The following is a 15,789-nucleotide window of genomic DNA, read 5'->3' as shown; positions in this document are numbered from 1 at the left end:
CCGTGACCGGGGCGACGCGGTACGGCTTGGAGGCCAACCGTGGAGGGGAGCATCATGCGCGCACAGGACCAGCGGGTCGAGCGGAACGCCCAACAGCAGAACACCCGCCGGGCAACGGCGATGTCCACCCACACGCGGCGGATGCTGGCGCTCCAGCGACTGGCGGGCAACGCGGCCGTGGCCCGCGCGGTCGAGGAGGAGCGGCACGAGCACGGCGCGGGCTGCGGCCACGGCCCGCAGGCGCAGCGCTCGGCGGACGTGCAGCGGTCGGCCGTGCACGAGGTTCTGCGCTCTCCGGGGCAGCCCCTGGAGACCGGACTGCGCACCGAGATGGAGACCCGGTACGGCGGCGGTGTCGACTTCAGCGGCGTACGCGTCCACACCGACGCCGTGGCCCAGAGGTCCGCGGCGGACATCGGCGCGAAGGCGTACACATCCGGGGCCCACGTGGTCTGGGACGGCCGGGACAAGCCCACGCTCGCCCATGAGCTGAAGCATGTCCTCCAGCAGAGCGAGGGCTCCGTGCCCGGCACCGACAACGGCTCCGGGCTCAAGGTCTCCGACCCCGGCGACTGGGCCGAGCGGGAGGCGGAGGAGACCGCGCGGCAGGTGATGTCCGCTCCTGTGCAACGGGCCGTGCCGGAGACGTCGGCCGCCGAGCGGCACGGCGCGGGCGCGCACGGGAGTCCCGTCGGCCGGAGCGCGGACCACGGTGGCACCGCGGTGCAGCGTGTGAAGAAGAAGCCCGACTGGAAGAACGGTGACACGAAGGCGGAACTGAAGAACTACAAGACGAGCAATCCCGGCGTCGCCATCGTGGACACGTTGCACCACATCGTGCCCAAGTCGGATCTCAAACTCCTGAGCAGCCTGCTCACGCCCGCTCAGCAGCAGCATGTCGCCGACGAACTGCGCCCCCTCGCACCGACGGCGTCGTTCCCCGTGACCGGGGTCACCGCGGACTCCCTGAGCAAGGCTCTGGCCAACGTGCCCGCGAACTATGTCATCGGTCCCCGGCCGGAGGAGCGCACCGACGACCCGGGGAACAGCGGCCCCGACCTCAACTACAGCGGGGGCGCCACCACCCCGCGCTCGGCGGAGCTGCAGAAGGCGTACGACTTCGTCAACACCCATCGGGGCGCCACCCCCGGCACGATCCCGACCGCGGCTCTGCAGACGGACTTCATCGATCCGCTCAAGGCCGCCTGCACCAGCCACGGTACGGCGGTCGGCCTGGACATGACCCGGGCCGGCTGGTCCCAGGACGCGGCCCTGATGTGGAGTCGCGCGAAGTGACGTGACACCCGCGGTGGACCGGGCGAGCCACATCCGCCCGGTCCGCCCGATGTCCTTTCGGGCAGTGCGGCCCTGCACCTTCGCCTCCTGACCGGGCTTCCGCTCTGCCGGTAGCGTCCCGATGTGAGCCTTTGGACTTCCCTCGAACCCGCCTCCGCGACCGTGGACCCGGGGAGCAGTACGACCGTGAGACTGCGCCTTCGCAACACCGGTGACGTCGTCGACGAGTACCGCTTCGAGCCCGTCGGTGACATCGCGCCCTGGACCACCGTGGAGCCGCAGTCGCTGCGGCTGTATCCGGGGACGACGGGGACGGTGGAGCTGACGTTCGCGCCGCCGCGCACGTCGGACGCGACGGCCGGGCCGAACGCGTACGCGATACGGATCACGCCGACCGAGCACCCGGAGGCGACGACCGTTCCCGAGGGGAATCTGACGATCACGCCGTTCACGGAGGTGCGGGCGGAGCTCGTGCCGCCGACGGTGAAGGGGCGTTTCCGGGGGCGGCCGAAGCTGGCCGTGGACAACCTCGGCAACACCAAGGTCACCGCGTCGGTCAGCGGCAGCGACAACGGCGACCAGTTGTCGTACGACATCCATCCGAGCAACATCCAGATCGAGCCCGGTCGTGCCGCGTTCGTGAAGGCCACGCTGAAGCCGCGGCAGATCATCTGGTTCGGGTCCAAGGAGGAGCGGCCGTACACCTTCGCCGTGAAGCGGTCGGGGGTGACGCCGCTCGACGTCGAGGGCACCTATGTGCAGCGGAGCTTCCTGCCCGGCTGGCTCGCCACCTTCCTCGGGGTCTTCCTGGCGCTGGCGATCACCTTCCTGACACTGTGGCTCGCCTACAAGCCGCAGGTCCGCAGCACCGCGACGGCGATCGAGGAGGCCGGCGTCAGTACGCTGCCGCCCAGTCCCTCGGCACCGGCGGCGCCCCCCGCGCCGCCCGCGACCTCCGCGCCGCCCGTCGCCTCGGCACCTCCGCAGACGTCGGAGCCGGAGAGCGACAGCGGGAGCGGCGGTGGCAGCGGCGGCGGGTCCGGCGGTGGTTCCGAGCAGCAGGAGAAGAAGAAGGCGCCCACGGCCGCGACCGCCGTCCAGCAGTTGGCCGCGTCGGACCCGGGCGGCAGGCACATCTGCTACCGGGCCTATCTGACGGGCAAGGGGTGGACGTCCCCCGAGTGCGACGGGGACATGGCCGGCACGGTGGGCCAGAACAGGGCGATCAAGGCCCTCAACATCGCGGTGTACGGCGTCAACGGAACGGCCGGCGTCGCCTTCGTCCACGACCCCGACTCGACCAACGGCCAGGGCACCTACAACGACGTGCCGTGGACCAGCGCGACCGACGGCAACGACAACTACATCGGCACCGCCAAGCAGAGCGCCCCGGACATGCTGGGCTTCACCATCAACGTCGACAACGGCAACAAGGCGGTCTGCCAGTCGGTTCACCAGCACAACAGGGACTGGCAGAACACCGCCTGCGACAAGCCCAATGAAGGAGAGCACTACATCTTCGCCGGCACCCTCGACAACGGAATCTGGCTGGAGGCCGTCAAGTTCACTGTCTGACCCGGACCCTCCGGGGCGGTCCCGGTTGCCCTCCGGGGCAACCGGGCCTGCCCCGACGACTCCTGACCGGCTCCCCCCGCCCCCGTAGCGTCGAACAGTGAGCCTTTGGACTTCCCTCGAACCCGCGTCGGCCACCGTGGATCCCGGCGGCAGCACGACTGTACGGCTGCGGTTACGCAACACCGGTGACGTCGTCGACGAGTACCGCTTCGAGCCGGTCGGCGACATCGCGCCCTGGACCACCGTGGAGCCGCAGTCGCTGCGGCTGTATCCGGGGACGACGGGGACGGTGGAGCTGACCTTCGCGCCGCCCCGCACCCCGGACGCGACGGCCGGGCCGAACCCGTACGCCGTGCGGATCACGCCCACCGAGCACCCGGAGGCGACGACCGTTCCCGAGGGGAACCTCACCATCACGCCCTTCACCGAGGTACGGGCGGAACTCGTCCCGCCGACGGTGAAGGGCCGCTTCCGGGGGCGGCCGAAACTGGCCATCGACAACCTCGGCAACACCAAACTCACCGCTGCCGTCAGCGGAAGCGACCACGGCGACCAACTGTCGTACGACATCCATCCGAGCAACGTGCAGATCGAGCCGGGGCGGGCGGCGTTCGTGAGGACGACGCTGAGACCGCGGCAGATCATCTGGTTCGGGTCCAAGGAGGAGCGGCCGTACGCGCTCGCCGTCCAACGGGCGGGGGTCGAGCCGCAGTCCGTGGACGGCACCTATGTCCAGCGGGGGTTCCTGCCGGGCTGGCTCGCCACCTTCCTGGGGGTGGCCGTGGTGCTGGCCGTCACCTTCGTGACGCTGTGGCTCGCGTACCAGCCGAAGGTCACCAGTGCCGCGACCGAGATCCGGGAAGCCGGTACGAGGGTCCTGCCGAGCGCCAGTCCGTCCGCGATGGCCCCGGCGCCGAGCGTTTCGGCGGCGCCGCTGCCCTCGGACACGCCTCAGGCCCCCGAGCAGGAGGGTGAACAGCCCGAGGACCCCGGTTCGGGCTCGGACTCCGGTTCGGGCTCGGGTTCCGGGTCCGGGTCGGACAAGGAACCGGACACCAAGGCCCCGCCCAAGCAGCCCGCCGCCAAGGGGTTCCTGATCATCGGCAAGGGCTCGGACCGCTGTATCGACGTCACGGACGCCCAGGGTGGCGAGGGCAAGGACGGCACTCCCCTCCAGCTCTGGGACTGCGCCGGCTCCGCCAACCAGAAGTGGGACTTCCGGGGCGACGGCACCGTGCGCTCCCTCGGGCTGTGCATGGACGTCGCGTGGGGCTCCCGCGACGACGGAGCCGTCATCCAGCTGGCCCGGTGCAGCGGCAACCCCGCCCAGCAGTTCGTGCTCAGCACCGAGGGCGACCTGGTGAACCCGCAGGCCGACAAGTGCGTCGACGCCAAGGACAACGGCACCCGGAGCGGAACGAGGCTCCAGCTGTGGACATGCTCGGGCACGCCCAACCAGAAGTGGCGGGTCGAGTGACCCATTGGGGAGGGGGCCGCTACCAGTTCCCTTCGCCCGGTACCAGCCGTCCGGCCTTGCGGTATTCGCGTTCCGCGCCCTCGCGCAGGTCGGCCGTGGTGACCGGTCCGGCGCGGCCCGCGGCGGCGTAGGCGGCGGTGACGACCGTGTTGCGGATGGAGCCGCGGGCCGGCGTGAGTTCGTGGGTGTTCGCATGGCGGGTCGAGTGACCCATTGGGGAGGGGGCCGCTACCAGTTCCCTTCGCCCGGTACCAGCCGTCCGGCCTTGCGGTATTCGCGTTCCGCGCCCTCGCGCAGGTCGGCCGTGGTGACCGGTCCGGCGCGGCCCGCGGCGGCGTAGGCGGCGGTGACGACGGCGCTGCGGATGGAACCCCCGGCCAGTTCGAAGTCGCGGGCGACCGCCGCCGGGTCGGTGTCGTCCGCGCACGGCACCGCGGTGAGGCTGTGCCGCCACAGGGCGAGGCGCTGGGCGGTGTCCGGGAACGGGAAGTCGACGACGAGGTCCAGCCGCCGGGTGAATGCCTCGTCGATGTTGGCCCGCAGATTGGTGGTGAGCACGGCGATGCCGTCGAAGGACTCCAGCCGCTGGAGCAGATAGGCGCTCTCCATGTTGGCGTACTTGTCGTGGGAGCTGCTGACCTCCGAGCGCTTGCCGAACACGGCGTCCGCCTCGTCGAAGAGCAGTACGGCGTCGGTGCGATCGGCCTCGGTGAAGATCCGTTCGAGGTTCTTCTCGGTCTCGCCCACGTACTTGTCGACGACCGAGGAGAGCTGCACGACATAGAGGTCCAGGCCGAGTTCGGCGGCCACGACCTCGGCGGACAGCGTCTTGCCGGTGCCCGACTCGCCCGCGAAGAGCCCGAGCACCCCACGGCCCCGGCCGCCTCCTGCGCTCAGCCGCCAGTCGCCGAGCACCCGGTCGCGATGGCGGGCCCGCAGGGCGAGTTCCCGCAGCTGGGCGAGGGGTTTGCCGGGCAGCACGAGGTCGTCCCAGCCGACGTCGGGCCGGATCCGCCGGGCGTGCCGCTCCAGCCCCGAGGCGGACTGCAGCCGCGCGGCGAGCCGCAGATGGGCGGCGGTCACCGGGGTGCCGTCGAACGCCGCGAGGTCACCGGCCACCCGGGCCGCCCGCTCGATCCGGTCACCGCCGAGCCGGTACGGGGCGACCGTGGCGGCCAGGTCGAACCCGGGCCCCTCCGCCCCGCCACCGAGCGCGGCCGCCCAGGCGTCCACGGCACCCGCGGCCGACCGGGGCACGTCGAGGACCAGCGGATCGCGGTCGCACCACTGCGGGTCGTACGGCCGGGACCCGGTGACCACCACGCGTACGTCGGCCGCCGTCAGCGCCCGCAACAGCGGCCCCGGCGCCTCCGGCAGCGGTGACACCACGATCGCGCGGTCGCACAGCCGGGCCTCGCGCAGCAGGTCGGGGAGGAGCCCGGTGAGTTCGTCCCCGGCCGCCGGGGGCGTGAGGTGCAGGGCCTCGATCCCCGCCGCGCGCAGGGCGGCCGAGGCGCGCACCAGCCCGTCGCCGTCGCGGTGTTCGCGCAGGAACACGGTGAGCGGGGCGCCGGCCAGCCGGGCGGCCAGCCTGGAGGTGAAGCCGCCGTCCTCCGGCAGGGGGGCCGAGGCCGACACCAGCGGGCGGACATGGCCGGCGAGCGCCGCGTCCAGGGTGTCGTCGCCGAGCAGATGGGCCACGAGCCGGTCGGGCACCCGCAACGCACGGCTGAGGAAGGGCCGTTCGGGCTCCTCGACGGTCAGCAGTCCCAGCGCGGTCAGCGGCGCCGAGGGACGGAACCGGCCCCGCGCCTCGGCCAGGTGCACGGGCAGCCCGCACAGATCGAGCGCGAGCCCTACGGTCGCCCGGCGTCTGCTGACGTCGTCGTTGAGGTACCCGTACAGCTGCTCGAAGGACCGGTCCAGGTCGGGGGCGAGGGCGATGAGCAGGATCCGGGTGTCCAGCTCGGTCAGCCCGAGCCGCACCGCGAGCCGCTCCAGCCGCCCTTCCGGGACCGTCTCCGTGTCCTCGAAGACAGGCGCGTACGACGCGGTCGCGGGCGCCAGCAGATGCCGTACCGCTTCCTCGGACAGGTACAGCCCGCGCAGCGGGTCGTCCGCCGTGGGGTCACCGGCGCTGCGGTCGGCGACCGTCCCGGCGATGCGGTCGCGCAGTCGGGCGAGGCCGAGCAGGAGCGAGTCCGTCGTGCGGGAGGCGTGGGTGGTCACCGCGGCCGCTCTCCGGTGTCGGGCGCGGGGCCGAGGTGCCGCCGCCGTTCCCCGGCGCGTGGCGCGGACGCCAGGTGGTGCGGCCGGTGGGCGCGCTCCTGCGAACCCTCCAGGGAGCCGTCGATGCCGCGGACGCGGACGGCCGCGCCCTCGGTGACCGGGGGACCGGCGTCGTACTCGGGGAAGGCCGGGAAGGGCGCGGTGACCACGAGGTCGAGGGACGGCTTGAGCTCGCCGCCCAGCGCGGACCAGATCTCCGCGAGGGACCGGGACTCCGAGTGCAGCCCCGCCACCGACACGGGCACGGACAGCCCCAACGAACCGAGCGCGCCCGGGAGCTCGTCGGGGGGCAGCAGCTCGCGCGGCAGCAGGGTGGCCAACACGGCGGACAGCAGCCGGTGTTCGTCCTGGGGCGCTTTCGTCCAGGCGGTGACCAGGTACGACAACCGGAACCAGCGGGGCGGCTGACGGCGGCGTACGACGATGTCGCGCTCGTCGCGGACCGGCTGCTGGCCGCGCTGGCGGCGGGAGACGTCCTCGCGGATGTCGTACAGGTAGGTGTTGACGGTGGGCGCGTTGCGCCGGGCCGCCCAGTCGCGGGTCGGGGCCTCGAAGGACACGTCGATGCCGGAACCGGCCAGGGCGCCACCGCCGATCAGTCCCTTGAGGACCTCGTCCACCTCGTGGATCACGGTCGTGCTCCTGCTGTGTCGTGTGCCTGTCCACCGATCGTGCCCGCCGCGGGCGCCGCCCTTGTAGACGCGCTGGGGACGTCGAGGGGGCAAAGTGTGGTGCCCAACTGTGCTGGTTCGGCTGCCCGTTCGATCAGATGTAGCCTTCCCTGAGGGCATAGGCCACGGCGTGTGCCCGGTTGCGAAGGTGCAGTCGGGTGGTGAGCCCGTGCATCACGTTCTTGACGGTGCGTTCGGAGTAGGAGAGCTTGCTCGCGATCTCACCGGTGTCCATCCCCTCGGCGACGAGTCGGAGGACGTCGATCTCACGCGGCACCAGACCGGACAGCGGTGCCCCGGGCCGGCCGGCCACCGAGCGCTGCAAGGTGCCGACCTGGTTGATCAGCCGGCCGAGCAGATCGGCGGGCAGGTCGCCGTCTCCCCGGGAGGCCGCCAGTACGGCCTGCGACAGCCGGTGCGCGGTGGCCTCCTGGCGCCACACGATGGCCCCGACACCGCACTCGATGACGTCGAGCAGTTCGGTCTCCCGGATCAGGCTCACCACCAGCACGGCTCTCGCGCCCTCGCTGCGCACCACTCTGCGCAGCGTGGCGAGCAGGGCCTCGTCCGGCGTCTCCCCGACCAGCACCGCCACGGTGCCCGGCCTGACCTCACCGTCCTCGACCAGGTCGATCACCGGGTGCCCACGCAGCTGGCTGAGCACCCCGGCCCGGGAGAGCGGGTCGGGGGTGTGGACCACCACCGGGATACGGCGCTGGGACTCCGAGGGCTCCGGGGACCGTGCCCTGCCGGTGTCCGAGGGCCGGAATGTGCTGCTCAACCATTTCTCCCGTAGGCGCGAAATCGCCGCTCCCGTACGGGAAGTGGCGGATGGGCTCGATCCACACTTCTGTGCGGCGTGTGCCTCGCGCAATCGTGGAGGACCACGAGACCTACCACGAGATCGGCCACGAGTTCGGCCACGGCACTTCCACGCCAAACGCCCGCGACCAGTGCACCGCGCGGGGCGATGCCCCGTCTACGGGAGCGCAGCACGACGCGTAGAACGACCCGTGAAACGCCAGGTCCACGACAGGAGGCCGTGATGTGCGTACCGGAACCGCTTCTCGAACGCTGGGAGCCTCTGGAGCTGCTCGCCGCCGAGGCCGCCCGCGCCCGGACCGGCTCCGGCCGCCTGGTGCTGCTCAGGGGCGCCACCGGCACCGGTCGCACCGCGCTCCTGGAGGCCGCCGCCGACCGCGCCACGGAACACGGCATGCGCGTACTGCGGGCCCGCTGCTCGCCCGAGCACACCTCCGTGCCGTTCGACACCGTTGTCCAACTCCTCGCGTGCGGCCCCGAGTTCGACCTGGGGGGTGAGACGCCGGACCCGCCGGGCACCCCGCCGCACCGGGGCAGGGCCGCGCGGCTGTGGCGGCGCTTGAGCTCCTACGCCGCCGAGTCCCCGCTGCTGCTCGCCGTGGACGACGTGCACTTCGCCGACGACGACTCGCGCCGCTGGCTCGTCGAGGCCGTCCGCCGTATCGACCGCCTGCCGGTGCTCCTGGTGGCCACCGAGCGCAGCCAGTACGACATCGACCCCCCGGCGGACGGCCTCGCGCACACCCTCTCGCCTGCCCTCGTCCGCACTCGCACCCTGGCCCCGCTGAGCGCGGACTCCGCGGCCGAGCTGGTCCGTTCGGCCCGGGGCGGCGCCGCCCCGCCGGAGTTTGTGGACGCGTGCTTACGAGCGGGCGCCGGCCATCCCCTGCTGCTGCGCGCCCTGCTCGACGACCTCCACGGCGCCGGCCCGGACGCTCTCCAGGCCACCTCCCTTCCGGACACCTGTGCGGCGCTCTACCCCGGCGGCTACTCCGCCGCGGTGTCCTGGTGGCTGGACAGCGCCGGGCCCGCCACCACGGAGACCGCCCGCGCGCTCGCCGCGCTAGGGGGTGTTGTGCAAGTTCCGCACAGCACCCACGGCGCCCGGCACGCACCCTCGCCGCACCGGACGAAGGCCCAAGTAGCTCCGCTACGAGGGCCTTCGTCCGGCACGCCGAGGGCACGCACCGAACACCGCGGGCACCGCACGGGACTTGCACAACACCCCCTCGCCGAGGACGACCCGGTGGCCGCCGACGCGGAGCTGCTCGCCCGTACGGCGGACGCCGACCCCGCCCGCGTGGCGGGCTGGCTCACCGCGATGACCCGCCTTGGCCTGCTCCGCCCCGACACCGAAGGGCGGCTCCGCTACGCCCATCCCCTGCTGCGGGACGCCGTGTTGAGCGGCTGGGCGAGCGACCGGCGGCAGGCCGCGCACCGCAGGGCCGCCGAGGCGATGCTGCACCGCGGCGACCCCGCCGAAGCGGTGGCCGGACAACTGCTGCGCTGCGGCCCGGTCGGCGAGGCATGGGCGACCAGCGTCCTGCTCGACGCCGCAGAATCGGCCGTACGGGACGACCGCAGCGACGACGCCCTCGCCTGTCTGCGCCGCGCGCTCGACGAACCGATGCCGACCGCGCGCCGAACCGTGGTCCTCACCGAACTGGGCTCCCTGGAATACGCCACCGTGTGCTCGACCGCCGGAATCCCCCGACTCGCCGAGGCGATGCGGCTGCCCGGCCCACCCCGGGAACGCGTGCACGCGGCGGTGGCCCTCGGTACGGCCCTGGCCCGGCGGGGCGAGGCCCGCGCCGCCGTCGACGTCCTGCGCGGTCTGCGCGACGAACACCTCACCGACCACCCGGACCTGGTCCGCACCGTACAGACCGCCTCCGCGCTGCTGTCCGACCACGACCAGGGCGTACGGCAGGAGGTGTACCGCTGGCTCCGCGAGACCGCCGAACGGTCACCGCAACTCGTCGGCACGGCCGGCCAGGCACTGCTGGTGCGCTACGAGTCGACGGCGGGCCTCACCTCGGCCGCGTTTGCGATGAGCCGCATCCGCGCCCTGCTCGCCCAGCCGGCCGACCCGCTCGCGGAGGCCTTCCTGCTGGGCACGGCCGCCGCGGTCGCCCAGTGGGCCGACCAGCTCGACGAGGCCGAACGGCTCGTCCAGCGCGGCCTGGCCGGCCAGCGGGTCTCCCTGCTGCACCCCATGCACCTCGCGCTGGTGAACACACGGATCGACATCGCCGCCGCCCGCGGCGCCTACGAGGACGTGCTCGCCGACCCCGCGGTCCGGTGGCCCGACGGGGGCCGGCCGGAGTCGGCCAACGCCCTGGCCCAGGCCGTCGTCGCGCTGGTCGAGACCGGCCGCACCGAGGAGGCCACCCGTCTCGCGGACGGCTTCGACGTCCAACGCGCCCACGAGACCTGGGAGCTGAACCGCTTCCTGTACGCCCGAGGTGTCCTGCGCGCCGCCACCGGCGATCCGGCGGCCGCGCTCGACGACTTCCTGGAGTGCGGCCGCCGCCAGTCGGCCCGAGACGTGGTGAGCCCCGTCGTCACCCCGTGGCGAACCGCCTCCGCCGAGTGCCACCTCGCCCTGGGCCGCCCCCATGAGGCCCTCGCCCTCGCCGAAAAGGAACTCTGCCTGGCCACGGTCTGGAACACCCCCCGCGTCCTCGGCCGAGCCCTCAGCACCCTCGCCACCGCCACGGCCGGCCGCCGCGGCCTCGACTTGGCGGACCGGGCGGTACGACTTCTGCGGCAGGGGGTGGTGGGGACGCCGGGCGGAACTCCGGTGAGGGCAGCGGCGGTTGGAGTGCCGGACGGTACCTCGGCGTCCAAGGCGGGCGGGGGGTCCGTCGACACGGAGTTGATCCCGGCTCTCGTCGCCCAGGGGCGCGGCCTCGCCGCGGCCGGTGAGCGGGCGCGGGCCCGTGAGGCCCTGCGGGAGGCGGCGGAACGCGCCGAACGGCTGGGCGCGTCACGGATCCGCGTGATCGCGGAGGCCGCCCTGCGCGACGGCGGCGCCCGCCGCACCACCACGGCCCTCACCGGCCCCTCCGCGCTCACCGCCGGCGAACGCCGCATCGCCGAACTCGCCGCCCAGAGCCGCACGAACACCGAGATAGCCCAACAACTCCACCTCGCCCGCCGCACCGTGGAGACCCACCTGACCAGCACCTACCGCAAGCTGGGCATCCGCCGCCGAGCCCAACTCGCCACGGCGCTCATGGGCGGAGGTTCTCCGGAGAAAGGCTGAGCGGCTCCCGAGGGCGTGTGACCCGCTCACCACCTCATTGAGGCGGTCCCCCCGCGCCTTCGGCTCGCGGGGCAGGACGAGTCGACCGCGGAAGCTTGTCGGGCTGGGGTGGTTGGTGGGGGTGGTATTCCCCCGAATGTGCGCCAGTGCGCCCCGGCGTGGGCTCTGGTGTGGCGCGGTGATGTCAGCTCTGCTGGCTGTGCGGAGGCGGCCCGGGCTCTGGCAGTGGCCCGGATCCCGGCCCGTGCCTGGTGTGCCGGCGGTGCCGGGCGTCTTGCGTCGCGCTTGACCACGGGCAAGGAGGCCAGATGACCACTGAGGTCACCATTCCGAGGATCGACATCCCCTTCGCCCCCTCGCGGGAGAATCCCCTGGCGGGCCATCTGTATTCCGCCACACTGGAGTGGGCCCGCCGCTTCGGTCTGGTAACCACCGAAGGGGCCGCGGAACGTCTCAGGAGGTACCGCGTCGATCTCATGGTTTCCTACTACGCTCCCACCGTCGACGACTGGCCCGCATTGCGGCTGTTCACTGACTGGATGACCTGGGCAGCCGTGTTCGAAGACCAGATCGACGAAGCCACCGTGGGCCTGCGGCCCGATCTCCTGGCCTCGGTGCTGGACGAATTCCGCGCCATACTCCTCCACGACACTGACATTCAGGCCCGGTCGACACCCGCCGCTACGGCATTGACAGACCTGTGGCAGCGCACCGGACGTGACAGCCCGTCTCAATGGCGCCGACGTTTCTATGAGCACATGTCCGACACATTCCGCTGCCAGCTGCAAGCCTCAATCCACCGGGCCACTCAGATGCCGATGGACGTCGCCACCTGCCTCGAACTGCGCGGCAGAATCGGCTGGGTCTCCTTCGCACATGACCTTCAGCACCACATCCACCATGTATGGCTCCCTGACACCGTGTACTGCAGCACCACGTATCAGACCCTGCTGAGGAGCGCGGCCGACACCATCATGTGGACCAACGACCTTGTCAGCTACACCAAGGAGGCAGCCTTCGGAGAGACGAGCAACCTTGCACTCGCCGTCCAGACCCAGCAGGACCTCGCCCCCCAGCGGGCAGTGGAGCACGTCCACACCATGATCGCTGACAGGCTCCGAGACTTCCTCGAAGCCGGCCAGGAACTTCCTGGTCTCGTCCAGTCACTGCAACTTCCCAGTGACGTCGAACTCGTTGCTGAGCAGTGCCTCACACACCTGCGCACACTGGTCCGCGGATCCCATGACTGGCACATGAACTGCGGGCGTTACCGCCCTGGGACCGACGTCGCAGCGGACCGGCACACTTTCGACGATCTCTTCGGGGCCGCTCAAGAGGACACCAAAGGCCCGACGGCGCCGTGACGGACCTGATGTCCGAGCATGTCAGTTCCGGCCGGTCAGCGGGCGCCTTGAGCGTGGTGACCGACGCCGGCCACTTGCTCGGTGCGCGCGAGGGCTGTGCGGTGAAGTACGGGCACGAGGGGGCGCAGGCAGTACAACGTCTTACCGAGCCATAGTGGGGTCTCCTGGGGCTGGTGGGTGATGAGGTAGGCGTGAGCGATGCCGAGAGCGTCGGTGGCCTGGAGGGCGTATGCGTGGCCGTGGCTTTGAGCTGCGGCTGCCAGACCGTGCACGGCGTAGGCGGTCTCCTCGGTTGTGGAGCCGTGCAGCCCCCATCCGCCGTCCGGGTTCTGTGCAGCCAGCAGACTCCTGGCCGCCTGCGTGCAGAGGAGGGGCGCCAGGGGGTGGTCGATCCCCGCCGTGATCCGGGCAAGTTCTCCGTGTGCGTAGATCGGGGACAGGTGCCATTTGCACAGTGTTCGGCCTTCGTTGACCGCGTGGATGAGCCAGCGCAGGACCTGCGTCAGGCGGTCGTGGCGCGCGTCGAGGGCGAGCACGGCCGCCACGTGCATGTTGGTGGTGATCGATGCGTCGTGTTCGAACAGGAAGGTGCGGTAGCACCCCTGGGACGGCGCGTAAAGGCTGTCGAGGAGGGTGGAGTCGGGAACCTGCCGGCCCATGATCCGTGCGGCCAGCATGGCGCAGGCGGTGCTGTCGGTGTCACCGGGAATGGTGACTCCTCCGTCCAGGGTGCTGACCGTGCAGAGCAGGCCGGACGGGTGGTTCAGATCTTCGCAGAGCGCGTCCATCGCTGCCTGCTCGATGTCGGGGACGCTTCCCGGCGCGTGCTCGAACATGATGGTCCACGCGGTGGTGAAGTGGGGGACCCAGTCCAGGTAGCCGGCCGGGATGGGACGGGTACGCAGGTAGTGACGGAGCCTGTCGGCACGCTCGGATGCCGCACTTTTGCCACGGCGTTCCACTTCCAGGAGGAAAAGAGCTGAGGCGGCAGGTGCGTTGGCGACGGATCCGTTGGGAGCCTGAAAGGCTTCCAGGAAGGCGTCGGTGTCGATGTCCTCGTCGCCGTAGACGCGTTCCGCGCAGTAGCCGGCGATGGACTGGTCCGGGTCGAGGAAGCGGTCCCAGGCGCGCATCCGGCTCCACTTGCCGCGTTCACGGTCGATGACGGCGTGCACGGGCCCGGGGTGCCGGGGTACCGGCCAGCCGCGGTAGGCGCAGAAGCGGTCCAGCGCATCCACCAGGCCGCCGAAGGTCAGGGTCTCCAGAACACCGGTAGGAGCCCGGGGAACCAGCGCGGCCAGCGCCGACAGAGCGGGCTCGGCCAGGGAACGCCGGCCCGCGTTGTACAGGGCGAGGGCGGCGGCGTAGGTCGACAGGTAGCTGTCGTACCAGTTGATCTGGGGAGGAACGCCCCAAGTGGTGCGGGTTGTGCGGTTTTCGGTGAGCCATTGCACGCACGCGGACTGCTGCGGGCCGTCGACGAGGGACACAGCGGCGACGTCGTATACCGAAGGGGACAAGTCATCCTGATGGGGCAACGCACCATCTGTCATGATTCCTCCTGCTTGCCGTTTGGCAATACTGCGGTGCCGGTTGCGCTCCGGGAGATGGCGTGCATCCGCAGCCCGCTGGGGTTCAGTGCGATGCCACGGGCGGGGCGCACGCGCGCACCGGGCAGGTGTCGCAGTTGCCAGCGGGCGGCGATGGTGGCCAGGGCAAGCACGGTCATCGTGGTGCTGAAGCGGTCCCCGATGCACTTGCGGGCTCCGACCCCGAAGGGGATGAACGCCTCACGCCGGGGAGGATGGGGGTTTTCGGGTGTCCATCGGTCGGGGTCGAAGCGGTCGGGGTCGGGAAACAGGTCGGCTCGCCGGTGGAGGAGGTAGGGGCTGTAGACGATGGATGTCCCGGCAGAGACCGCGTGTGGGCCCAGCTGGGTGTCGGTCGTGCAGGTACGGGTGACGACCCAGCCGGGAGGCCACAGGCGCAGGGTCTCGGTGAGAATGCGGCCGGCCAGCTCCAGGCGGGGCAGGTCGGCGTGAGTGGCCGGACGCCCCCCAAGGACGGCGTCCGCCTCGGCGTGCAGCCGTGCCTCGATCTCGGGATGCTGTCCCAGCAGGTGCAGCGCCCATGCCAGGGCGGCTGCGGAGGTATCCGCCCCGCCAAGAAAGAACGTGACGACCTGATCGATGATCTCGGCATCGCTCAGCATCTCTTCAGCGGGGCCGGAGTCGGTATCGCGGGCCGTCAGCAGCATCGACAGCAGATCACCGTGGTCGGTGCCAGTGGCCCGGCGTTCGGTGACGAGGCGGAACAGGGTGCGGGTCAGGCGGGCCTGCGCTCGATGGTAGCGGCGGTTGCTGCGGGTGGGCAGCCGGTCCAGCGGAGGCGGTGTCATCATCCGCACGGGCATGGCGTTGAGAATGGCGTTGACGTCGCCGAGGGTCTGGGTGAGCAGGTCGGGCGACGTTGTGGTGGAGAACAGGGTGTCGACCGTGATCCTGGCGGTGAGCCCCTGCATTTCGGCGACCACGTCGAGGACCTGGCCGTCCTGCCAGGATTCGGTTGTCTCAGCGGCCCGGGCGGTGATGGCCTGGGCGTAGCCGGGGAACCGGGCGGGGTGGAAGGCCGGCTGGATCAGACGCCGCTGACGGCGGTGTTCAGCGTGCGGACAGGTGGCCAGCCCGTTGCCCGTGACCTCCCGGAGCCGGTCGGAGAGCGGTCCGCCCTTGTCGAAGGTCCGTTCGTCGCGCAGGACGTGACTGGTCAGGCCCGGGTCGCAGACCACGAGCGCCTGCAGCGGGCCCAGACGGACCCGTACAAGGTCTCCACGTTCGGGCAGACGAGCCAGGAACCTCAGGGGGTCGCGGAGCAGTGGCAAGAGGTGGCCCAGCAACGGCTGCCGCCCGGCGGCCGTGGGGATCGGACTGGGGTTCTTCACATTGGCTCCCGGGTGGCTGATCCGGCTGAGACAACCGGCGCGGAATCGGTGCAAGGTGCGGCCGTGCGTCAGGGCCTGTGTCGAAA

The 15,789-nt window shown here is 71.5% G+C and carries 10 protein-coding genes and 1 pseudogene; 5 read left to right on the top strand and 6 right to left on the bottom strand.

Features of this window, described 5'->3' with window-relative positions:
• The first annotated feature begins 54 nt into the window (after window positions 1-54).
• From CES90_RS38845 to CES90_RS38835, 3 genes are all read left to right on the top strand, one after another.
• Window positions 55-1,296: an eCIS core domain-containing protein gene (locus CES90_RS38845; protein ID WP_189785766.1), complete on the top strand. Its 1,242-nt coding sequence runs from the start codon at window positions 55-57 to the stop codon at window positions 1,294-1,296.
• Window positions 1,297-1,419: 123 nt separating this feature from the next.
• Window positions 1,420-2,871, top strand: a complete 1,452-nt coding sequence (locus CES90_RS38840; protein ID WP_189785765.1) for a hydrolase — start codon at window positions 1,420-1,422, stop codon at window positions 2,869-2,871.
• Between the two features lie 97 nt (window positions 2,872-2,968).
• Window positions 2,969-4,348, top strand: coding sequence for a ricin-type beta-trefoil lectin domain protein (locus CES90_RS38835; protein WP_189785764.1), 1,380 nt, complete (start codon window positions 2,969-2,971; stop codon window positions 4,346-4,348).
• A gap of 19 nt (window positions 4,349-4,367) precedes the next feature.
• On the opposite strand, the pseudogene CES90_RS38830 reads toward CES90_RS38835, so the two are convergent.
• From CES90_RS38830 to CES90_RS38815, 4 genes and pseudogenes are all read right to left on the bottom strand, one after another.
• Window positions 4,368-4,517: pseudogene (locus tag CES90_RS38830) on the bottom strand (ATP-binding protein); the annotation flags it as partial.
• Between the two features lie 59 nt (window positions 4,518-4,576).
• Window positions 4,577-6,577: an ATP-binding protein gene (locus tag CES90_RS38825; RefSeq protein ID WP_189785763.1), complete on the bottom strand. Its 2,001-nt coding sequence runs from the start codon at window positions 6,575-6,577 to the stop codon at window positions 4,577-4,579.
• Entirely contained in the window at window positions 6,574-7,269 is a 696-nt protein-coding gene (locus tag CES90_RS38820) for a DUF4255 domain-containing protein (RefSeq protein WP_189785762.1), read from the bottom strand. The genes CES90_RS38825 and CES90_RS38820 overlap by 4 nt, the downstream gene beginning before the upstream one ends.
• Window positions 7,270-7,402: 133 nt before the next feature.
• Entirely contained in the window at window positions 7,403-8,089 is a 687-nt protein-coding gene (locus tag CES90_RS38815; protein WP_373313514.1) for a helix-turn-helix transcriptional regulator, read from the bottom strand.
• 264 nt (window positions 8,090-8,353) lie between these two features.
• Here CES90_RS38815 and CES90_RS38810 point away from each other — a divergent pair, with 264 nt between their 5' ends.
• Both CES90_RS38810 and CES90_RS38805 read left to right on the top strand, forming a co-directional pair.
• Window positions 8,354-11,398, top strand: a complete 3,045-nt coding sequence (locus CES90_RS38810) for an AAA family ATPase (RefSeq protein WP_189785761.1) — start codon at window positions 8,354-8,356, stop codon at window positions 11,396-11,398.
• 308 nt (window positions 11,399-11,706) lie between these two features.
• Window positions 11,707-12,762 carry a terpene synthase family protein gene (locus CES90_RS38805; RefSeq protein WP_189785760.1) on the top strand — a complete coding sequence of 352 codons (1,056 nt, stop codon included), beginning with the start codon at window positions 11,707-11,709 and terminating at the stop codon, window positions 12,760-12,762.
• Between the two features lie 35 nt (window positions 12,763-12,797).
• Here CES90_RS38805 and CES90_RS38800 read toward each other — a convergent pair whose 3' ends face one another.
• Both CES90_RS38800 and CES90_RS38795 read right to left on the bottom strand, forming a co-directional pair.
• Window positions 12,798-14,282 carry a prenyltransferase/squalene oxidase repeat-containing protein gene (locus CES90_RS38800; protein ID WP_189785759.1) on the bottom strand — a complete coding sequence of 495 codons (1,485 nt, stop codon included), beginning with the start codon at window positions 14,280-14,282 and terminating at the stop codon, window positions 12,798-12,800.
• A gap of 29 nt (window positions 14,283-14,311) precedes the next feature.
• Window positions 14,312-15,703, bottom strand: coding sequence for a cytochrome P450 (locus CES90_RS38795; protein WP_229914149.1), 1,392 nt, complete (start codon window positions 15,701-15,703; stop codon window positions 14,312-14,314).
• Between the last annotated feature and the right edge of the window lie 86 nt (window positions 15,704-15,789).

Origin of the sequence: Streptomyces capitiformicae (genome assembly GCF_002214185.1) — a bacterium.
In the GTDB taxonomy this organism is placed as follows: domain Bacteria; phylum Actinomycetota; class Actinomycetes; order Streptomycetales; family Streptomycetaceae; genus Streptomyces; species Streptomyces capitiformicae.
The sequence above is the reverse complement of the archived record's forward strand: the minus strand, read 5'-3'. Positions and strand labels throughout refer to the sequence as shown.